The following is a 19,295-nucleotide window of genomic DNA, read 5'->3' as shown; positions in this document are numbered from 1 at the left end:
CGCGGCCAGCCCGGCGAGCAGGGCGGGCGCGGCCGCCGAGGCGGCCGGGGCGCAGGGCGTGCTGGGCGACAGCGAGATCCTGCTGGTCGAGGGGCGGCTGGAGGACGAGGAGGCGGCCGTCCCGCTGCGCAGCCGGGTCGGCCGCGAGCACGCCGAACAGGCCTACACGCGGGCCCTCGGCGGCGCCGACGCCGCCCGCACCGCGCGGCTGGCCCGCACCGCCACCCGCTACGGGGTCCGGCTCGACCCGGACGCCCTGTACGACCGGGGCCGTGCGGCCGTCGGCCCCGCCCTGCTGGACGAGCCCGCCGACCCGCTGCTGACGGCTCTGCTGAGCGAGCAGGACGGGATCAGGGCCGGGACGCTGGACTACCTGGGCACCCTCACCTCCGACCAGGCCGTCGACGCCTTCGAGCGGGGCCTCGACCGCGTCTTCGCGGCCGAGGAGCTGAGGACCCGGCCCGTGCTCCGCGACGCGCTGCTCATCGCGGCCGCCCGGCGCGGCGAGGGCGACCGGATCGAGATCCTGCTCCAGTCGGTCACCGGCACGGACGTCCTGCCGCTTCCCCTGCTCAACGCCCTCTGGCCCGACCTGTGGACCGCGGCCGAGGCGGCCGAGACCCTGCGCAGGTCCGCCGTCAGGATCCCGTCGGGCTGGATCGAGCCGCTGATCGTCCGGCCCGCCGCCGAACCGGCCGACGGGCTCGCCGCGCTGCTCTCCGCGCTCACACCGCGGCGGATCGCCGGGCGGATGGCGGCGCAGTCCGTCCAGCGCCTGGACGCCCTCCTGTACGTCGCGGCGAAGGAGGAGTTCCTCCGTTCCGGCAGCGAGAAGGAGAAGAAGACCGCGGCCGGTCTGCTCGTGAAGTCCTACGACGGCAAGGCCAGGGACGCCCGCGACTATCTGGTCGTGCGGCTGTCGGCCGCCGTTCTCACGCTGCACCCGGCGGACCTCTGCGCCCTCCTCGTCGCGATGCCCGAGACCCTGCGGGGCGGCTATCTGCACGCCCTGAGGCGCGTTCTGGACCCGAGGGTGGAGACCGCGCAGAGCAGGGAACGGGCCGCGGCCGTCGCCTTCGTGACCAGTGAGATCGCCCGCCAGAACAAGATCGCCATCCTGGCCGAGAAGATCGGCAAGGTGCTGGCCGGGTCCCTGCCGCTGTGGTCCAGGCGGGACCTCAAGAAGGTCGCCGGACGGGTGAAGGAGTACGGCCCAGATCAGGCGCGGGCGTTCGACCGCTGGCGCGAGAAGCACGAACGCCGTGGCCTTCTGTCGCGGCTGGTCCGCCGCTGACCCGGAAGGAAGACCGCCGTGTCCTACTACTTCTACGAAGACCACAAGCGCGACTACGACCTCGGTTGCGGCCTGGTCTTCGTCTGCGCCGTCCTGCTGGCCATCGCCTCGTTCGTCGTCCCGGCGCTTCTCCTGGGCATCGGCGTCTTCGTGGTGGGACGGCTCGTCGTCGTCTACCTCCAGGGCCTGCGCTCGGCGCTCGGCATCGGCAAGGGCCCCCACCGGACGGCCGTCGTGCCCGAACCCCCGAAACAGCACACCGACGGCCGCGACCCCGCCTGGCCGCACTACCTCTACGGCCCGGCCGGGAACGACCTGCGCAACGCAGCCGGGGTCATCTGGCCGACGGTCAGGGGCCGCGTCACCGAGGACTTCCGGTGGCTCTGGCTCAAGATGCTCAAGCCGCGCGACCGCAACCGGATCTTCCGGCGGCCGGCCGGGATCGTCATCGGCGCCGGGATCCTGCTCGGGGACGCCCTGGCCGCCGCGGCCATCGCGCTGCTGGCGACCTGGCAGATCACGATCTGGGCGCTGCTGGTCGCGGTCGGGTTCGGGTTCGTGCACGTGCTGCGCGGCGTGGACACGGTGCTGCTGAGGATCAAGGGCATCCGGATCTTCTGCCAGTCCTGCCACCAGAACGTGCCCTATCCGGTGTACGCCTGCCCTGGCTGCGCCCGCAAGCACCACGACGTGCGGCCCGGACGCTACGGGATGCGCTACCGGATCTGCTTCTGCAAGGAGCGGATGCCGACGCTGCTCCTGCTGGGCAGCGCCCGGATGGAGGCGTTCTGCACCGCCTGCGAGGAGCCGATGGCGACCAACACCGGGACGGCCGTCGACAGCGTCCTGCCGGTCCTCGGCTCGCCGCAGTCGGGGAAGACCCGGCTGATGCTGGCCATCGTCATGTCGCTGTACGAGAAGACCAGCCCGCACGGGGCGACCGCGCAGTTCGCCGACGACGAGTCCAAGGACGCCTACGAGAGGTTCGTGCCGGCGCTGCGCAACGGCATCGACACCTGGAAGACGCTGCCGCTCGGCGACCGTCCGCTGCGCTCCTACTCGGTCTACGTGAAGCCGCCGAAGGGCAGGACCAGGCTCCTGCACGTCTTCGACCCGCCCGGCGAGGTGGTGAAGACCGCCGCCGAGCTCCAGTCGCAGCGGTTCCTGGTGCAGGCCCGCACGTTCCTGTTCGTCCTCGACCCGCTGTCGATCCCGGCGCTCTGGTCCGGGCTCGGCCGCTCGGAGAAGAGGGAACTGGACAAGTACCGCTCCCAGATGGCCCCCAGCGCGGTGTTCGCCCAGGTCCTGAACGCGGTGCAGAACCTCGGCGTCGACACCGGCAAGGCGCGGCTGGCCGTCGCGATCACCAAGCACGACCTGCTCCGCGACCATCTGCCCGCCGCCGACGGCGACGGCATCCGCGACTGGCTGGAGAGCGACGAGGTCGGGCTGGACAACATGGTCCGCTCCATGCGGAAGACCTTCGCCGAGGTCGCGTTCTTCCGCACGTCCGCGCGGATCGACGAGCGCGGCTCCCTCGACCCCAACATCGCCGCGCTGACCGCCTGGATCCTCCGCAACGAAGGCCTGCGCCTCTACACCTGACGGGACCCCCATGAGCACCGACCCCTACCACCGCTGGCGGCTGACCCTCTTCACGGCGACGCTCGTCACCACGGCCCTGGCCCTGCTCGCGCTCCTGCTCAGCGGGGTGCTCGCATGACCCATCTGCGCGCCGGGTTCAAGCGCGAGCTGCCGAAGGAGGCCGAGTTCACCGTCGAAGGGGACGGGGTCCGCGTGCTGGCGGCCGTCACCGGGCCCGACGGGCGCCTCACCGAACTGCGCTCCGACGCCCGGGCCGCCGAGGGCGAACGGGTCGTGCTGGCCGTCTTCAGCGAGAACGGGCCGCTCCACGCGGTCGACGGGCTGAGCGTCGGGGTCCGCGGGCCGTCCGGGCTGCTGTTCGAGCTGCGCGGCGTCCCGGCGGGGGGTGCCTGCGAGCATCCGGTGTTCCTCGTCGGTGAGTGCCTGCCCCGCGCGGACGGCTGGTGGTTCGTCGAGCTCGGCTACGGGGTGCCCGACGGCGGCGTCCTGGCGAACATCCTGCGCGCGGGCGGGGCGGACCGGGCCGTCCTGACCGCGCTGCGGACCCTTCCCCCGGCGCGGGAGCGGCCCGCGGCCCGGATGCTGCCGGGGGCGCGGCTGTCCGGTGCCCGTCTCGTCGGGGAGCGGCGGGCCGGGGCCGTCCGGCTCGACGTGGCCGTCGACCTGTCCGGGTCGATGACGCGGTACTCGGCCGTGCGCACGGAGGCGTTCACCGAGCTGATCGCCTTCGCCCGCGCCCAGCTCGACGCCGACGACGTGGTGTGCGTGATCGCGTTCGCGGGCGACGCCGCGCCGATCGTCGAGCCCACCCGGATCCGCGAGCTGCGCGAGGTCACCGACCGGCCGATCCGCCCGATCAGGGGCGGTACGGAGCTGGTCCCCGTCCTCGACCTCCTGAGCCGGTATCCCGCCCCGCGCGGCACCCCGCGCAGCCTCGTGGTCGTCACCGACGCCTACGTCTTCGACGACCGCAGGGAACTCGCCCGGAAGATCAAGGCCGCGGCCTACGACCACGTCTCTTTCGTCATCCCGCAGCCGGACGCCCGCCGCATCCCCATCGCCCGCGAACGCTGGTTCGCCGACATCGCCCTCCGCCATCTCTCCGACGCCCCCCGCCTGGCCGTCACCTACGGCGAGGTCTTCGCCGCCCTCACCGGCCAGCGCCTCACCCCGGCCCCCTGACGGGCGTCACCGGTACTCGGGGTTCTCGAAGTCGAAGCGGGCGCCGGCGTCCCACTCCGAGCGCTGGTTGCCGCCCACGGGGAAGCCGCCCGCGTCCTTGAGCATCCTGGCCAGGTGCAGGAGGTTCCAGGTCATGAAGGTGGTGTTGCGGTTGGTGAAGTCGTTCTCCGGCCCGCCCGATCCGGGGTCGAGGTAGGAGGGGCCGGGCCCGGCCTCGCCGATCCACCCCGCGTCGGCCTGCGGCGGGATCGTGTAACCGAGGTGCTGGAGGCTGTACAGGACGTTCATCGCGCAGTGCTTGATCCCGTCCTCGTTGCCGGTGATGAGGCACCCGCCGGCTCGCCCGTAGTAGGCGTACTGCCCGGCCGGGTTGAGGATGGAGGAGTTGGCGTAGAGCCGCTCGATGACCTGCTTGGTGACGGAGCTGTTGTCGCCGAGCCAGATGGGCCCGGCGATGACGAGGATGTCGGCGGCCATCACCCGTTCCTGCAGCGCCGGCCACTCGTCGGTGGCCCAGCCGTGCTCGGTCATGTCGGGCCAGACTCCGGTGGCGATGTCATGGTCGATCGCCCTGATCTGGTCGACGGTCACGCCCTGCTTGCGCATGATCCGCGCGCTGACCTCGACCAGCCCCTCGGTGTGGCTGGGTTCGGGCGACCGCTTCAGCGTCGTGTTGATGAACAGTGCCCGCAGATCTTCGTAGCTCATCCGTCCTCCGTGGAAACCTCCGCGCACCGGCGCGCGGTGACCTCACACTGCCCGAGCGGGGCCCCCGTGTCCCGCGACTCTCCGGATCGGCAGGAATCAGGCCGTCGCGCTGAAATGTGACGCAGGTCACTCGAAGGGGTGTGATGGGGAGGGCGGGGGTGGCGCTTCAGGGGGGCTGGTGACCTCCTCTGGGTGGAAGTGCGTTGGAAGAAGATTCAGGAGACGAGCTCGGGGCGCTGGTGGAGCGGGCCCGGGGCGGGGACGAGGACGCGTTCTCGGCCGTCTACACGCTCGTCCATCCGCGGGTGCTGCGGTACCTGTGGACGCTCGTCGGGGACGACGCCGAGGACGTGGCCTCGGAGGTGTGGCTCCAGGTCGCCCGCGACCTCGGGCGCTTCCGCGGTGACGGGCCCGGGTTCCGCGGCTGGACGGCCACGATCGCGCGCAACCGGGCGATGGACCATCTGCGCGGCGCCCGCCGCAGGCCCGCCACGCCCACCCCGGTGGAGCGGCTGGTCGATCTCGCCGTCTCCCAGGACGGTGCCGGGACGATGGCCGCGACCGACGCCGCCATCAGGCTGATCGCGCTGCTGCCCAAGGACCAGGCCGACGCGGTGCTCCTGCGGGTCGTCCTCGAACTGGACGTCGCGACGGCCGCGAAGGTGCTCCGCAAGCGGACCGGAGCCGTCAGCACCTGCCTCTACCGGGGGCTTCGCAAGCTGGCGGAAATTGTTGAGAAAAATGATCGGAACGGTGTGATCGAGATGAGGGCCCCGGCGCTGAAGGACGCGAAATGAACATCCGACGCCCCCGCAAGACCCGGACGAGCCGGGCCGAGGCCCTCCTCCAGGAGACCTCGGCGGATCCCGCCGCGCCGCTCGCCCGTCTGCTGGCCGCCTCCTCAGGCGACGGCCACGACGGCGAGCTGATCGGCCGGGACCAGGCACTGTCCGCCTTCCGGGCGGCGGTCATCGACCCCCCCGAGAGGCCCTCCATGTTCAAGTCCCTGCTGACGCTCAAGGTCGGTGTCGCGGTCGCGGCCGTCACGATCCTCGGCGGCGCGAGCCTCGCCGCCGCCCACGAGGGCGTCTTCCCCGGCCAGGCTCAGGGCGGACGCGGGCACGGCAAGCCGTCCGCGAAGCACAAGAAGGGCCACGACGGTCACGGGAACCGCCCCACCGCCGCCCCGACGCCGACCTCGCCCACGGCCGTGCCGTCCGCCGACCCGGAGCTGACCCGGCTCTGCCGGATCGTCCTGGCCAAGAAGAAGCGCCACCACCACGCCCGCCCCAAAGGCCACCAGCGGCCGAAGGCGCACCCGTCCAAGCGCGTCCACCCGTCCCCCCGGCCGTCGTGGACCCCGTCGGCCAAGCCCGCCACGCCCCCCACCCCCGACCTCTCCGCCCTGATCAAGGCCGCCGGCGGCGCCGACAAGGTCAAGGCCTTCTGCAAGAACCTGCTCGCCCACCCGGCTCCCCGGCCGGTGCCCACGACGCCGCCGACCGCCGCCCCCACGGCCGTCCCGACGACGGCGCCGACCACGGTGCCGACCGGGGTCCCCACCACCGCTCCCACCGGACGGCCGGGCAAGTTCCCGACCGCCCGTCCCGAGGACGACCACGGCAAGCCCCGCCCCGAGGGCCGCTGACCCGTCGTCCGCGTGCCCGCCGCCCCGACTGCCACGGGGCGGCGGGCGACGCCCCTCTCATGCGGAAGGCCCCTCCGGTGATCCCACCGGAGGGGCCTTCCGCTCGCGCCGGTCAGACGTTGTCGAACAGGTTCGGACGGCCCGCGGCGAAGCGGGCGGCGTCCAGTGCCTTGAGGGCGTTCAGCTCCGGGGGCTGGTAGAGCTGGAACATCTCGACGGAGGGTGCGGTGGAGTTCGCCGAGGTGAGCAGGGCGTTGACGGCCGCCCGGCCGGACTCGTTGGCGCTCTCCATGGTGGCGAGGTCCATGTTGGTGCGGACGTGGTCGCCCGCCATGAAGAAGTTCGGGATCCTCGTCCGGGTCGTGGGGCGGTTGTTCCAGCTGCCGACCGTGTTCACCATCAGGGGCTCGTCGTTGGTGTTCGCCTTGGCCGCGGGGTCCCAGGCGATCGCCGGGTCGAGGAACCAGGAGTGCAGCAGGGAGTCGGGCAGGACGGAGCGGCCGGTGTCCTCCAGATGGTCCTTCATCTGGGCCCACGCCTCCCCGGCGACCTCGGCGGCGGTGCACCGCTTGGCCGGCTTGCCGTAGACGATGCCGGGGGTGTCCCAGTCGGAGATGTCGAGGGACAGGCAGTCGGCGACCGAGCCGTCACCGTAGTCCCGGGTGAAGTCGCGGTCCCACAGGGCGCTCTGCAGGACCGCGGTGATCTGCCACGGGGAGTCCATGAAGCTGATCTCCTCGCCCAGTCCCTTGGGGTTGCCGCGCAGGTAGAACTGCAGGCCGTTCATCCACTCGGTCCGCAGGTCGCGCATCTTCTCCAGGGACGGGTCCAGCGCCAGGACCGCCGGGGACAGCAGCCCGATCGCCCGGTTCACCGGCATGGCGCTGATGAACCAGTCGGCGGTGGCGCTCCTGCGGGTCCCGGCGGCGTCCACGACCCGGACCCCGGTGACCCGGCCGCCCGCGGTCTCCAGCGCCTCGACGGTCTGGCCGACCTCGAAGCGCACGCCCCGCTTCCTCAGGTAGGCCACCCACGGGTCGATCCACGCCTCGTTGGTGGGGGCGTTGAGCATCCGCGCGATCCCGCCGTCGCTGCCGAGGCCCAGGCCCGACAGAACGAACGCCTGGCCCATCGAGCCGACCGTCTTGGTGCTGGCGATCTCCTCCTTGACGGCCACCAGCCCGCGGGTCAGGAACCGGGCGACGATCGCCTGGTAGTCCTTCGACTTGCCCTCCGCCTTGACGTACTCCCACCAGGGCAGGTGTTCCCACTGGCCGAGCCGCCGCTCGTCGCTGCTGGTCAGGTAGACCAGGAACCGGTTGACGAACAGCCCGAGCTCGGCCGCGGGAAGGGCGCCCGCCTGCTCGGCGATGCCGGTGAGCGTCTCGCGGAGCAGGTCGAGGGTGACGCCGCCGCCGGGGCCCGTCAGCTCGGGGACGATGATGTCGGATCTGCCGCCGTTGCGGGAGATGCGCGTCGCGGTCAGGTCGTGCATGTTGTCGTGGACGCCGTTGGCGTTGCCGGCGACCGGGATCCGCCGCATCGTGTCCGGGACGTGCCGGTAGAAGCCGGGGAAGAACCGGAAGCCGTGCTCACCCGGCAGCTCGCGGCGGCCGCCGGCGGCGGTGCCGGGCACCGGGATGCTCCGGGCCTTGCCGCCGAGCGCCTTGCGTTCGAAGACGGTGACGTCGAAGCCCCGCTCGATCAGCTCGTGCGCCGCGGCGAGCCCGGACATGCCGCCGCCCAGGATCACCACCCTGCGTCCGGCGGCGGAGGCGCGGCGGGCGGGCAGCAGGGCGACGGCACCGGCCAGGACGGTGCCGGACAGGAGATGGCGCCGGGACAGGCCGGCCGGCGCCGCTGGAGATTCATCGATCATGTTCGCAGTCCTCGGGGGTGGGAGGCGTGGTCAGGACCGGGGGAGACGGGACGGCAGCGTCCGGATGTGCTCGATCAGGCCGAGCGATCCCGGGACGGTCCTGCCGAGGGATTCGGGAAGGGCGAGGAGGCCGACGTCCAGGATGAACGGGTCGACGACGGTGAAGGTGCGGTCGAGGCCCGGCATCGTCCCGGTCAGCCCCTCGGGGGTCGCGAGCTGGGAGGTCGGGCAGGTCAGCCTGGTCGTCTCGGGATAGGAGAACAGTCCGGAGACCCGCCAGTCCGAGAGCCGGATCGTGCTCATGCATCCGTAGGTGCCGGTGTCGGTCACCCGGCCGACGACGCCCTGCCAGGTGCCGTCGCCCTTGACCACGCCGCCGAGCAGGGTGGCCGAGCCGTCCGGTTCGTGCGAGACGCCCCATTCCCAGCCGGAGTAGCTCTGGTCGATGACGCTGAAACGGCCCCAGTTGTGGTCGTGGTACCCGCGCCAGCCCGTGACGCTGATCTTCTTGGATCCGGGCGGCTTGAGCCAGCCGGTGACGACGCTCGTCGCGACGGGGGAGGACCAGTACATCTCCTGGTCGCCGTCGTAGCGGATCGGGCCGCCGGTCACACCGGGCAGCGCGTTGTCGAACCAGATGTCGGCGGAGGCGAACAGGCCGTGCCACTTCAGGTGGTAGGTGCGGCGCGCCTCGTCGTAGACGAGACTTCCCGCGCTGCTGGTGACGACCGGCCCGGCGCTCGCCTTCACCTCCAGGACCGGCTCGGGCAGCACCAGCTTGTCGCCCTTCTCCGGGTACCAGAAGATCAACGCGGTCGGGATGGGCGCGGTGAACAGCATCGCGATGAAGGTGCGCTTGGTGGCCGGATCCATGACGTGGACGTACCACCACTCGGTGGTCGATCCGGGGTGCGGGCCGTCGTCGGACGGCTCGGCGAGCTTCCCGGGGACCTGGGTGAGGTCCGACCGGGTGATGTCGGTGTGCGGGATGTCCAGGGTCGGGGTCGCCGCGGCCGCGAGGGCCGACGGAACCAGCGAGGCCGCCAGGACGGCCGCGACGAGAACGGCGCGTAGGCGGTTGGGACGGAGACGGATCACGTGCCCTCCTAGAGCGAAGCCCCCGTGACGCCGGCTGTGCCGGCGAGCCGTGCGCCGAGTGTCGTCCGCGTCGGTCATAGTGTCAAGCAAACTGTCGACACTGTGTCCAGAAATGGGCCCCGGCGGGTGTACCCTGCGGGCATGGCCTCCACCACGCGTTCGCGCAGCAAAGTACGGGAACGTCGGGAGGACGTGGCGCGCCGCGTCCTCGCGACCGTCGAGGAGCTGATGGCCGACGGCACTCCTTACACGGAGCTGGCCGTCCAGCGCATCGCCGAGCAGGCGAATGTGGCCCGGTCGACCTTCTACCTGCAGTTCCCCGACAAGTCCCGGCTGCTGATCGCGCTGGCGGAGCACGCCGTCGACGCACTGTTCGCCGAGGCCTTCCTGTGGTGGCGGGCCGACCACTCCGACGGCCAGGACGGCGTCGACCACGCCATGCGCAAGACCATCGCCGCCTACCGCGAGCACCGCAGGATCCTGCACGCCCTGGGCGAGGTCGCCGGTTACGACGCCGACGTCGCCGCCTACTGGCGCGGCCGGATGCGGAGCTTCATCGACGTCGTCCAGGAGCGCCTCGACACCGAGCAGCGCGCCGGCCGCATCGACCCGGACATGGACACCCCCACGACCGCCCAGCTCCTCACCTGGATGGTCGAGCGCACCATCTCCGCCCGCAGCCACCACGACGAGGGCCCCGGCGACGCCCGCATCGCCCGCTCCCTGGCCCGCTCCATCTGGCTCACCATCTACGGCACCGCCCCGGCCGCCCCGCCCGCCGGCGCTTCCTGACGCGCTCCGCCCGTCACTCCGTGCGGCGCGCGCCGTGGTAGGCGATCGCCTCCGCCAGGGGGCCGAGGACCGGCAGCCGGGGACGGCTGCGCCGGACCAGGCGCAGGATGCAGTGCAGGCGGAGCGCGCAGGGCAGGACCAGGAAGGTGACGAGGAAGAGGATGACGACCGGGTCGTCGTCGCGGGGCTGGGAGCTGCCGTAGCGGATGCCGAGGTAGGCGAGGTCGACGACCACGTAGACGATGATGGAGACCACGGTCAGGGCGTCGATGAAGGCGCACTGCCAGGCGTGGAACCGTGTCTCGCGCCGTCCCGCCCGCGCCAGGAGCAGGCTGCTGAAGTACGGCAGCAGATAGGCCCCGATCGCGGGCCAGAAGCCGTCGGGATGGGGAGCCGCGATCTGAGGGGCCGCGATCTGAGGGGCCGCCGGGACGGCGGGGGGCGGCCGCCGGGGACGCGGGGGCGGGGCGGGGACGGAGGCGGGGGGACGGGCGGTCGCGCCCAGAGCCTCCCGGGCCGCGGTGGCGACCTGCCTGCTGTCGTCGTCGGTCAGGGCGGTGAGCCGGTCACGGGCGGCCGCGGACAGGGGCGTGCCGGGGCGGGCCAGGTGGCGGAGGGTGTCGACGGCCCCGGCCCGGACGGACGGCAGCGGGCTCTCGAGGGCGAGGAGGAGCTCGCCGGGCAGCGGGGCGGGGCGGAGGCCGCGGGGGCTCGCGGCGACGAGGAGCTCGCCCTGGACGTCCATGAACTTGGTCGGGGTCTGGTTCGGCGTCGTCGCGGCGATCCGCTCGTAGACGTAGTCGTAGAGCTCGTCGATCGAGACACGGCCGTCGCCGTTGAGGTCGGCGTCGCCCGTGCTGAGCCCCTCGATGAGGGCGCCGGTGAAGAGCGAGGGCCGCGGCTCGGGGGCGGTCGCCGACGGATCGAGGGTGAGGGTGCCCTGGTCGGCCTCGAAGGAGTACTCCAGCGAGGTCGAGGAACAGATGACGGCGCTGCCGGAACCGGCGAAACGCTCGGTGACGTCGACCGCGCCGCCCCCCGACCGGTGCAGCAGATCACGGGTGAACGCCCCGCTGTAGCAGCAGTCGAGCAGCACCACGATGTTCCGGCACATGCTCGTCTTGAGCTGCTCGGTGACGAAGGCCGCGGGGACCGCGCTGGAGTTCGGGCGGTCGAGCCGGGTGCCGGTGGTCGCGAAATAGAGCCGCCCGCCCTCGTCCTTCCAGCCATGGCAGGAGAAATAGAGCAGAAGGACGTCATTCGGACGGGCGTCGGCGAAGAAGTCCTCGATCGCCGTTTCTATTTCATGGGACGCCCTGTTGTGCACCACGGTGACGGCGAATCCGCCGATCGAGGGATCGGAGAGGATTCCGGAAAGGCCGCGTACGTCCTGCGCGGGGGAGCGCAGCCGGCCCAGGCCGGGATCGGTGTACCGGTCGGCCGCGATCAGGAGGGCCCGGCGTGTTGAGTGATCCATGCGATGAGGTGACGTTCCTGTTCCGGTGAGGGGTCCGACAGTTCGATGACGCGGTCGCCGACGGAGACCCGGACGGTCCGGCGTCCCCGGGCGGAGAGCCAGGCGAACACCCCCTCCACCAGGGCGGCGATGACCGGGCTCGAGCCGACGGCCACGGCGACCGTGCCGATCGCGGCGGCCGTCGCCGACTTGGCCCCCGGGGGCGGGGGGCCGCCGGAGGGCACGGCCGCGACACCGCGCTCGGCCAGCCGCCGGCGGAACTGGCGGGCGAGTTCGTCGCGCCGGTGAAGGTCGGAGTGCTCTTCCGAAACATCGAAACGCACGATCTGGGAGCCCACGATCTCCACCTTTCCCCGACGGCCTGAGACCCATTGTTCTCCGCTTCGAACGGCGGAACACCGCCTTCGCCGAAGCCGTTCCGATAGGTCGTGAAAATGGCGAAAGCCCCGGAATCCGCATGGATTCCGGGGCTTTCGCTCGTGCTCGGTGCCTGTCGGGCTCAGTGCCTGTCGGGTCAGTGCGTGTCGGGGTCGGCGTCCGGACGGACGGTCCCGATGTCGTTGACGGTGTCACGGGCCGGCGGGGTGTCGTGCCCGTAGTGGTCGTACAGGCGCGAGCCCTGGTCGAACGGGAGCAGCCCGCCCGCGACCGTCTCGACCTCGGGGGCGTGGCGGACGAGGTCCTTGTCGATCGCGACCTCGACCTTGTCGCCGACCAGGTGGGCCGTCGCGGTGGGCACGAAGGTCCGCTTCCCGATGAGGCGGCCCGTCTTCACGTACAGCCATTCGGGGAGGCTGGTCGTGCCGTCCAGGTAGACCTGCTCGATCTTCCCGATCCGCTCGCCCTCGTTCCCGACGAGCTCGCGTCCGACCGCTTCCGGAATCTGCTCGTTGCTGATCACGTCGCACCTCTCTAGTCCGTGGTCCCGGCCTCCTACCCCGAGCCAGAGAAGGAAACTTCTAGAGCGAGCGGTAGTGGGCGCGCTGGGCGTCGTCGAGGTGCTCGATCGCGTACCGCAGCATGGTGCGCGGCATGCGGGCCGCGTGGGCGTCGAGGAAGGTCAGCAGGGTCGGCCGGTCCCGTTTGCCCGCCTCGCGGAGCATCCCGCCGACGGCCTTGCGGATCAGATCGTGCTCGTCGGAGAGAAGGACCTCCGCGATCCCGTAGACGTCGTCCAGATCGTTCTGGCGGGCGAAGCAGAGGGTCGCGAGCATCGCGGTCCGCCGCTCCCACAGGTTCTCCGAGCGCGCCATCGCGTACAGGACGTCCCTGGGCTTGTCGGCCAGCCATCCGCCCACCACGTAGGGCGCCCCGAGGTCCACCAGATCCCAGTTGTCGATCCGGTCCATCCGCCGCAGGTAGAGCTCGTACAGCTCCGCTCGCCGCTCCACCGTCGTCTTCGCGGCCCTGGCCTGCTTGTCCATGACGCTCAGCGCTCCGGCCCGCACCTCGTGCACGGGGCTGTCGAGCAGCTTCCCGATCTCCTCGGGCGGCATCGCGGCGTACTCCTTGGCCAGCGCGAACACCGAGCCCATGCGCACGCCGAGGAACACGTCGCCGGCGCCGTACTCCCCGTCGCCGGTCTTGAAGTACCGCTGGATCTTCGCCAGCTCCTCGGCCGAGGCCAGCTCCTCCAGCCTCGCCGTGAACGCCTCCGCCGTGAGCTCCATGCGCCTACCCTAGGCGCCGGGTATGCCTGACTCGTGCGCAAGTCGAGGGTCACGGCAACCGAGGGGCCGGGTGGGGCGTCTGATCTCCGGACGTCGAGGTGTGGGAGGGCTCTTTGATCGAGTCGGTTCTGGCGGCCGCGATGGGCGGCACCCTGGCCAAGGTGGCCGAGAGCATCGGCCGGAGGATCGGGACGGAGCTGGCGGAGCGCGGCCGCGGGCGGCGCGAGGCGCAGGAGATCACGGCCTGGTTCTCCGGCTACAGCCCGGCCGCGTCGCTACCGGTGCTGCCCGACCTTCCCGAGGGCGCCGACCGGCTGCCGCTGGGGGAGGTCCTGCACAGCGACGAGGTGCAGTCGATCGTCCACGAGCTGATCACTCTGCGGCTCTGCGACGGACCGGAGTCCGAAGTCGGCCCGCTGGGCGACGGGTTCGCCGCCCTCGTCGCGGCCCGTCATCCGGCCTCCGCGGCCCTGGCCCCGGCCCTGTTCGCGGCCATGGACACCGCCGCCCGCGATCTTTCGGACGCCCTCGAGGCGGCCCATCCGGACACGGTCCGCGCGATCCGCGGCGACGCCCGGCTGACCCGTCTCAACGCCACGCTCACGGCGATCGGCCGGCACACGGCCTCCTTCGCGGAGCGGGGCTTCCCGCAGAGCGACCGCGACTTCCTCGTCCGGTACCGGCGGCATCTCGCCGACCACCACGGGAAGATCGACCTGCCGGACGCCGACCGGCGCCGCCGCATCCCGATCGACGACCTCTACGTCGCCCCGGGGCTCGTCCGGATCGAGGCGGACGGCATGACGACGGCGGCAGACCTGGACGGCCTCGTCGGCGGCCTGGATCGGACCGTCCTGCTGGGCAGCCCGGGAGCGGGGAAGACGACGGCGTCCCAGGTGCTCATCCACCGGCACGCGCTCGACGGCTCGGCGCGGACGCCGTTCCTGGTCACGCTCCGCGAGTTCGCCGCCGACGATCCGCCCGCCCGGTCGATCGTCGGCTACATCGAGCACAAGCTGGAGGTCTTCTACCAGTGCCCCGCCCCGCCGGGCCTGGTCGACCGGCTGCTGCTGGACGGTGCGGCGCTCGTCGTCTTCGACGGCCTGGACGAACTGGTCGACACGGGCCGCCGCGCCGACGTGACGGCGATCGTCGAGCGGTTCTGCATGGAGTACCCGCTGAGCCCGGTCCTGGTGACCTCCCGCGTCATCGGCTACGACCAGGCGAGACTCGACGAGTCGCAGTTCACCTGCTACCGGATCCAGGGCTTCGGCGAGGGCCAGGTCCGCGAGTACGTGACGAAGTGGTTCGCCCAGGACGCGGGGCTGTCGGCGGCCGAGGCGGGGCGTTCGGCCGCGGACTTCGTGGCGGAGAGCGCCTCGGTGAGCGATCTGCGGTCGAGCCCGCTCCTGCTCTCGCTGATGTGCATCCTCTACCGGGGCGAGGGCTCGATCCCGCGCAGCCGTCCCGAGGTGTACGAGCAGTGCTCGACGCTGCTGTTCCGCAAGTGGGACGCCCGCCGCCGCATCCACTCCGACCTGCGCGCCCGCCATCTGGTCGAGCCCGCCCTCCGCCATCTCGCGTACTGGCTGTTCACCAGGAAGTCGCCGGAGCCCGCGGTGACGGCCAGGGAGCTGGTGACGGAGGCCGCCGGCTTCTTCCAGCGGCGCGGCTTCGAGAACCGGGACGACGCCGAGGCGGCCGCCCGGGAGTTCGTCGACTTCTGCCGCGGCCGCGCCTGGGTCTTCCGGGACGCGGGGACGACGGCGTGGGGCGAGGAGCTGTACACCTTCACCCACCGCACGTTCCTGGAGTACTTCGCGGCCGTCCAGATCGCGAGCCTGTGCGACTCCCCGGTGGACCTGGCCCGCGAGCTCCGCCCCCGGATCGCCCGCCAGGAGTGGGAGGTCGTCTCCCAGCTCGCCCTCCAGGTCAAGGACCACACCGCCGACCGGGGCGCCGAGCGCTTCTTCGGGGCTCTGCTCGACGCGCCCCGCCTGCGCGATGACGAGCACGAGAACGTCCTGGTCTTCCTCTGCTCGGCCCTGGCCTACGTCTCCGTCCCCGCCGCCCAGGTCCGGCAGATGGTCCGCTGGTCCTTCGACATCATCACCGGCCCTGAGGGCGGCCCGCTCACACGCTGCCTTCCGCTGCGCTCCCTGCTGGAGCACGGCGGCGACTACCCCGCCTACATCCACGACGAGCTGGCCGCGGTCATCGACGAGGCCGTCCATGGAGACGATGCCACCGCCCGGCGGACCGCCCTCTACCTGACGGCGATGGGGACCTTGCTCGCTAGGTTCGTAGACCCACGGCCAGCGTCGTTCTGGGACCATTCAGGTGCTTCCCCGGATCGGCCTTACGAGGAAGAGGTCCAGGCGGCGGCCGAGCGGGACCTCTGTCTCTCGAACGCTCTCCTCCGACGCCACGAGATCGGCCTCGCCCAGTTCTGCGGTCGCTTCGGATACGCCGCGCTCTTCGCGAATTGCCGGGTCTTCGGCATCGGGAATGGCGTCACGGGCTGGTCGCCGGCCATGCGCTACGTGGTCAGTGTGGGCTCGGGTTTCGGGACGCAGGACGAGACGGGTGAATGGCAGATCGAGCAGCTGGACTGGCTGGCCCGTGACATCGCCCGGTCCGGGGGGCCACGCGGAATCGGCGGGCTGAACGTGAATGATCATGGATGGCTGGGATCGTTCGTTCCCGAAGTCCATGTGGACCGGTTGGATCCGATGCCGTTGGCGGGTGCGGGCTTCCTGCTCTTCGTCCTCTCGGAGGAGCTGGGGCTTCAGGCCGAGACCCTTCGGTTGGAGAATTCCTCCTGCCTCGGAGTCTTCCTGCCCTATCTCAGGAAGAGGGCGGGTGAGAGCGTTCCCCACCTTCCGGCGCTGGACGTCCCCCGCGACTACCAGGACGCCTTCGTGGCCTGGGCCAAGGGCGAATTCTCCTTCCTGAACATCGGCCGTTAGCGCCCGGACTCGCTGAGCGGCCCGTTTTCGTCCTGTCGGACGGCTAAGCGGGCATCAGGGCCCAGATGGTCTTGCCCCGGCCGGTGCCGGAGGGGCGGAGACCGGAGTCCTTGGCGTAGGCGGCGATGATCGTGAGACCCCGGCCGGATTCGGCGTCCTCGGGGGCGGGCGGCTGCGCGGGAAAGACGGGCGACGGGTCCCAGCATTCGAGCAGCGGCGCGTGCCCGTACACCGTGCAGCGAAGTTGAATCTCCGCCCCTTGAGCCGCATTCACCGCATTCGTGGCCATCTCGCTCATGACGAGCATCGAGTCATGAACCGTGTCCTTCGGGTACCCCCACTGAGTGAGGGCATAGCGCACCATCTCACGGGCCAGGATCACCGACGACGGCTCGGCGAGCAGCGTCAGCCTGATCTCGGCCGCATCGTCGGTCCGGGCGTCTCTGTACTCGTCCATGAAGGCCGTCCTGAATTCGGGGAACTTGACCCCACTCTCAGTGTTCGCTGGCTAACGTGTGGTGCATTCCCAAGCACTCCATACAGATGTGGGTGAGCGATGACCGTTCGCGAGTCCGTCGATCCGATGTCGTCGATGTGGGCTTGGCTGGCCTATGACCTGTGGTTCTACCGCACTCAGCGGAAGCTCTCGCTGGCGCAGACGGCCCTGATCGTCAGAGTGACGCGCGGGACTGTATCGAACTGGGAGGCGCAGCGAGGGCGCCCGAGCATAGAGAGCATGCACCTGCTGGACGAGGCGTGGAACACGGGCGGCCACTTCAAGCGCCTGCACAGCTATGCCAGGGAGGGGCACGATCCGAACTGGTTCAAGCAGTATGTGCAGTACGAGATCGCGGCCGAGGTGCTCAAGATCTTCAATGGCAAGAACGTCCCTCTTCTGGTGCAGACCGAGGAGTACGGGCAGGCCGTCCTGAGAATCGCCGGACGCAGCCGCGAAGAGATCGAGGCGGCGAGCGCAGCGCGGGTGAAGCGCCAGGAGATCGTTGATCGCCCCACGCCGCCGCGGTTGTGGATCCTGATCGACCAGGAGGTCCTCGAGTGCCCGGTCGGCAGCTCGGCGATCATGCGCAAGCAGTGTGAGCACCTGCTCGCTCTCGTGGAGCGGCCGCGATGCAGCATCCGCGTCGTTCCCCGATCCGTGGGTTGGCACCCGGGTCATGACGGGCCGTTCCAGGTACTCAGGGTTCACGGCCGGGAGCTCGCCTATGTCGGCGCGCAAGCCGGTGGCCGCTTGATCGAGGCCGGGGCGGATGCGGACTTTCTGGCGGTACGGTTCGAAGAGATCGGGGCGCTCGCGGAGTCCCGGGCCGCCTCGATCGACCTGATCGCGCGAATCATGAGGACATACGAATGACCATCTGGCGGAAGAGCTCCTACACCGGCAGCGGAAACGACGAAGTCTGCGTCGAGGTCGCCTCGCTGAGCGGCGGGATCGGGGTCAGGGACTCCAAACACCGTGAGCGGGGACGGCTGGAGCTGCGGAGGGACGCGTTCGCCGGGCTGCTCGAACACCTCAAGACGCGCGGCTGAGAGCGTTCGCGGGCCGGACGCGCGTCAGGCGCGGCTCAGCGGGGTGCGGCGGCGCGAGCCGGGGACGGCCTGCGGGCAGTAGGCGATGGGGTCGCGGGGGTGGGTGGGGTCGTTGGCCTGGATGGCGAGGCTGACGAGGGACTCCAGGAGGAACAGGTCGTTGTCGGCCTCCAGATGGACCTCGACCCAGGCGGTGCCGGGGAGGATGTCGACGCGGCCCGAGGCGGCGAGGGTGGTCGTCAGGCGCGAGATGACCGGGCGGGTCAGGTGGACCTCGGCCAGGTCGCCGCGGTGGAGATGGACGATCTGGCGGTCCGGGAGCGACAGGGCCCGGCCGGGCGGGCAGTCGGCGCGGCAGGCCGTCAGGGGCCACTGGCGGAAGCGGTCGATCGCGAGGTCTGCGTACGTGACGGCGCTGGGGTGACGTCCTCGGCTCATGGTTCCCAGCGTGGTCGAAGCGCGGAGATCACGGCTGGTCGGCGGGTGTCCTGGTGCCTTTCCGGGGGTTCCTGGTTCGTTCCAGGAAACCCCGGGCGGCCTTCCGGCGTCCTGGACGGGGCCGGAACCTTTCGGAAAAGGGGCGGTTGCGCGAACTTCTGGATAACTCGCCCGGAAGGGACGTTCCGGCGGGGCATTCTGGTTGATCGTGTCGGACTCGTATCTCGACCGGAAAGCGGAGCTCACCCGCTGGCTGGCCGGACGCCTGGGCGAGGCCGGGCCCGGACCCCTGGGCGAGCGGACCGGCCTCCTGGAGAGCACGGTCCGCGCGCTCCTGGACGGCGAGGGCGAGCTGTTCTCCTGGGAGGTCGTCAGCGCCTGCCTGGCCGCCGCGGGAACCGGCACCGACGGCGTCCGGGAGGCCCGCGAGCACTGGGTCGCCACCGAGCAGGCCCTCTGGGACGAGCGCGGCGCCGAGCTGAGGACCGCCTTCGAGCGGAACGGCGCCGGGAAGCCCGCGAAGATCGTCGAGACCCATCAGCCGAAGGTGCCGTGGCGGCGGCTGACCTCCCGGCACCCGGTGGTCTTCGAGCCGTGGACCGAACCGACCTTCGCCGACGCCCGCAGGCTGCCCGACGTCGCGAAGGCCGGCGACATCCGGGAGCTGTACGGGCTCCTCGCCGAGCTGAAGACCTGGGCGGGATCACCGCGCCAGTCGGAGATCGAGCGGCGCTCCTGGGCGACGCTCCCCGACGCGACCGTCAGCGCGATGCTCCAGAAGGACCGCTGGCGCTCGGCCAACGACCGGGAGCGCTTCCGGATCGGCCGGTTCGCGACCGCGTGCGGGCTGCCCGAGGCGGAGGTCGAGCGCTGGGAGGAGGCCTACGACCGGCTCCGGCACGTCCTGCCGCCGGACGATCTCGCGCGGGCCAGGGCCGAGGGCGCCGAGCTGCGCAGGCGGCTCACCGACGCCCAGGACGAGGCCGC

General features: G+C 71.3%; 19 protein-coding genes. 10 read left to right on the top strand and 9 right to left on the bottom strand.

All coding sequences use genetic code 11. The annotated features are described in order from the left end of the window. The 3 genes from ABD785_RS40550 to ABD785_RS40540 all read left to right on the top strand — a co-directional run. On the top strand, positions 1-1,294 hold a 1,294-nt coding region (locus tag ABD785_RS40550), incomplete at its 5' end, for a GTPase-associated protein 1-related protein (protein WP_344840077.1). Positions 1,295-1,312: 18 nt separating this feature from the next. After that, positions 1,313-2,899 (top strand): TRAFAC clade GTPase domain-containing protein, encoded by a 1,587-nt coding sequence (locus ABD785_RS40545; protein WP_344840075.1) that lies wholly within the window; start codon positions 1,313-1,315, stop codon positions 2,897-2,899. 114 nt (positions 2,900-3,013) lie between these two features. After that, positions 3,014-4,081 (top strand): vWA domain-containing protein, encoded by a 1,068-nt coding sequence (locus ABD785_RS40540; protein WP_344840073.1) that lies wholly within the window; start codon positions 3,014-3,016, stop codon positions 4,079-4,081. 6 nt (positions 4,082-4,087) lie between these two features. Here the strand turns inward: ABD785_RS40540 and ABD785_RS40535 are convergent, their stop codons facing one another. Beyond that, a complete protein-coding gene (locus ABD785_RS40535) occupies positions 4,088-4,789 on the bottom strand; it encodes a flavodoxin family protein (RefSeq protein ID WP_344840071.1) in 702 nt (233 codons plus the stop codon). Positions 4,790-4,992: 203 nt separating this feature from the next. Between ABD785_RS40535 and ABD785_RS40530 the strand changes: the two genes are divergently transcribed. After that, entirely contained in the window at positions 4,993-5,586 is a 594-nt protein-coding gene (locus ABD785_RS40530; RefSeq protein ID WP_344840069.1) for an RNA polymerase sigma factor, read from the top strand. Further along, on the top strand, positions 5,583-6,437 hold the full coding sequence (locus ABD785_RS40525; RefSeq protein ID WP_344840066.1) for a hypothetical protein: 855 nt from the start codon (positions 5,583-5,585) through the stop codon (positions 6,435-6,437). Before ABD785_RS40530 ends, ABD785_RS40525 begins: the two co-directional genes overlap by 4 nt. Positions 6,438-6,549: 112 nt before the next feature. On the opposite strand, the gene ABD785_RS40520 is transcribed toward ABD785_RS40525, so the two are convergent. Both ABD785_RS40520 and ABD785_RS40515 read right to left on the bottom strand, forming a co-directional pair. Then, entirely contained in the window at positions 6,550-8,316 is a 1,767-nt protein-coding gene (locus ABD785_RS40520; protein WP_344840063.1) for a hydroxysqualene dehydroxylase, read from the bottom strand. Between the two features lie 30 nt (positions 8,317-8,346). Beyond that, entirely contained in the window at positions 8,347-9,414 is a 1,068-nt protein-coding gene (locus ABD785_RS40515; protein WP_344840062.1) for a hypothetical protein, read from the bottom strand. Positions 9,415-9,555: 141 nt separating this feature from the next. Here ABD785_RS40515 and ABD785_RS40510 point away from each other — a divergent pair, with 141 nt between their 5' ends. After that, positions 9,556-10,206 (top strand): TetR/AcrR family transcriptional regulator, encoded by a 651-nt coding sequence (locus tag ABD785_RS40510; protein WP_344840060.1) that lies wholly within the window; start codon positions 9,556-9,558, stop codon positions 10,204-10,206. Positions 10,207-10,219: 13 nt separating this feature from the next. Here the strand turns inward: ABD785_RS40510 and ABD785_RS40505 are convergent, their stop codons facing one another. The 4 genes from ABD785_RS40505 to ABD785_RS40490 form a co-directional block, all read right to left on the bottom strand. Beyond that, a complete protein-coding gene (locus ABD785_RS40505) occupies positions 10,220-11,683 on the bottom strand; it encodes a caspase, EACC1-associated type (protein ID WP_344840058.1) in 1,464 nt (487 codons plus the stop codon). Next, positions 11,653-12,021, bottom strand: a complete 369-nt coding sequence (locus ABD785_RS40500) for an effector-associated constant component EACC1 (RefSeq protein ID WP_344840055.1) — start codon at positions 12,019-12,021, stop codon at positions 11,653-11,655. Before ABD785_RS40500 ends, ABD785_RS40505 begins: the two co-directional genes overlap by 31 nt. Positions 12,022-12,197: 176 nt before the next feature. Then, positions 12,198-12,584, bottom strand: a complete 387-nt coding sequence (locus ABD785_RS40495; protein ID WP_344840052.1) for a PRC-barrel domain-containing protein — start codon at positions 12,582-12,584, stop codon at positions 12,198-12,200. A 58-nt stretch (positions 12,585-12,642) separates the two neighbouring features. Next, positions 12,643-13,353, bottom strand: coding sequence for a DNA alkylation repair protein (locus tag ABD785_RS40490; RefSeq protein WP_344840049.1), 711 nt, complete (start codon positions 13,351-13,353; stop codon positions 12,643-12,645). Positions 13,354-13,466: 113 nt separating this feature from the next. Between ABD785_RS40490 and ABD785_RS40485 the strand changes: the two genes are divergently transcribed. Next, a complete protein-coding gene (locus tag ABD785_RS40485) occupies positions 13,467-16,322 on the top strand; it encodes an NACHT domain-containing protein (protein WP_344840046.1) in 2,856 nt (951 codons plus the stop codon). Between the two features lie 43 nt (positions 16,323-16,365). Here the strand turns inward: ABD785_RS40485 and ABD785_RS40480 are convergent, their stop codons facing one another. Further along, a complete protein-coding gene (locus ABD785_RS40480; RefSeq protein WP_344840043.1) occupies positions 16,366-16,779 on the bottom strand; it encodes an ATP-binding protein in 414 nt (137 codons plus the stop codon). A gap of 99 nt (positions 16,780-16,878) precedes the next feature. Here ABD785_RS40480 and ABD785_RS40475 point away from each other — a divergent pair, with 99 nt between their 5' ends. Then, positions 16,879-17,694: a Scr1 family TA system antitoxin-like transcriptional regulator gene (locus tag ABD785_RS40475; RefSeq protein WP_344840040.1), complete on the top strand. Its 816-nt coding sequence runs from the start codon at positions 16,879-16,881 to the stop codon at positions 17,692-17,694. Next, positions 17,691-17,870, top strand: a complete 180-nt coding sequence (locus ABD785_RS40470; protein ID WP_344840037.1) for a DUF397 domain-containing protein — start codon at positions 17,691-17,693, stop codon at positions 17,868-17,870. Before ABD785_RS40475 ends, ABD785_RS40470 begins: the two co-directional genes overlap by 4 nt. 24 nt (positions 17,871-17,894) lie before the next feature. On the opposite strand, the gene ABD785_RS40465 is transcribed toward ABD785_RS40470, so the two are convergent. Continuing rightward, positions 17,895-18,308, bottom strand: coding sequence for a luciferase domain-containing protein (locus tag ABD785_RS40465; protein WP_344840035.1), 414 nt, complete (start codon positions 18,306-18,308; stop codon positions 17,895-17,897). A gap of 208 nt (positions 18,309-18,516) precedes the next feature. On the opposite strand from ABD785_RS40465, the gene ABD785_RS40460 reads away from it, so the two are divergent. Then, positions 18,517-19,295, top strand: a 779-nt coding sequence (locus ABD785_RS40460) for a hypothetical protein (protein WP_344840032.1), incomplete at its 3' end; no start/stop codon positions are given.

It is taken from the genome of Actinocorallia longicatena (genome assembly GCF_039534125.1).
GTDB lineage: Bacteria > Actinomycetota > Actinomycetes > Streptosporangiales > Streptosporangiaceae > Actinocorallia > Actinocorallia longicatena.
The sequence above is the reverse complement of the archived record's forward strand: the minus strand, read 5'-3'. Positions and strand labels throughout refer to the sequence as shown.

What these genes read in the sequence shown, in the direction of transcription:
- ABD785_RS40540 (WP_344840073.1), top strand. Translation starts at nt 3,014, where the DNA reads ATGACCCATCTGCGCGCCGGGTTCAAGCGCGAGCTGCCGAAGGAGGCC.
- ABD785_RS40535 (WP_344840071.1), bottom strand. Translation starts at nt 4,789, where the DNA reads ATGAGCTACGAAGATCTGCGGGCACTGTTCATCAACACGACGCTGAAG.
- ABD785_RS40525 (WP_344840066.1), top strand. Translation starts at nt 5,583, where the DNA reads ATGAACATCCGACGCCCCCGCAAGACCCGGACGAGCCGGGCCGAGGCC.
- ABD785_RS40520 (WP_344840063.1), bottom strand. Translation starts at nt 8,316, where the DNA reads ATGATCGATGAATCTCCAGCGGCGCCGGCCGGCCTGTCCCGGCGCCAT.
- ABD785_RS40510 (WP_344840060.1), top strand. Translation starts at nt 9,556, where the DNA reads ATGGCCTCCACCACGCGTTCGCGCAGCAAAGTACGGGAACGTCGGGAG.
- ABD785_RS40505 (WP_344840058.1), bottom strand. Translation starts at nt 11,683, where the DNA reads ATGGATCACTCAACACGCCGGGCCCTCCTGATCGCGGCCGACCGGTAC.
- ABD785_RS40490 (WP_344840049.1), bottom strand. Translation starts at nt 13,353, where the DNA reads ATGGAGCTCACGGCGGAGGCGTTCACGGCGAGGCTGGAGGAGCTGGCC.
- ABD785_RS40480 (WP_344840043.1), bottom strand. Translation starts at nt 16,779, where the DNA reads ATGGACGAGTACAGAGACGCCCGGACCGACGATGCGGCCGAGATCAGG.
- ABD785_RS40475 (WP_344840040.1), top strand. Translation starts at nt 16,879, where the DNA reads ATGACCGTTCGCGAGTCCGTCGATCCGATGTCGTCGATGTGGGCTTGG.
- ABD785_RS40470 (WP_344840037.1), top strand. Translation starts at nt 17,691, where the DNA reads ATGACCATCTGGCGGAAGAGCTCCTACACCGGCAGCGGAAACGACGAA.
- ABD785_RS40465 (WP_344840035.1), bottom strand. Translation starts at nt 18,308, where the DNA reads ATGAGCCGAGGACGTCACCCCAGCGCCGTCACGTACGCAGACCTCGCG.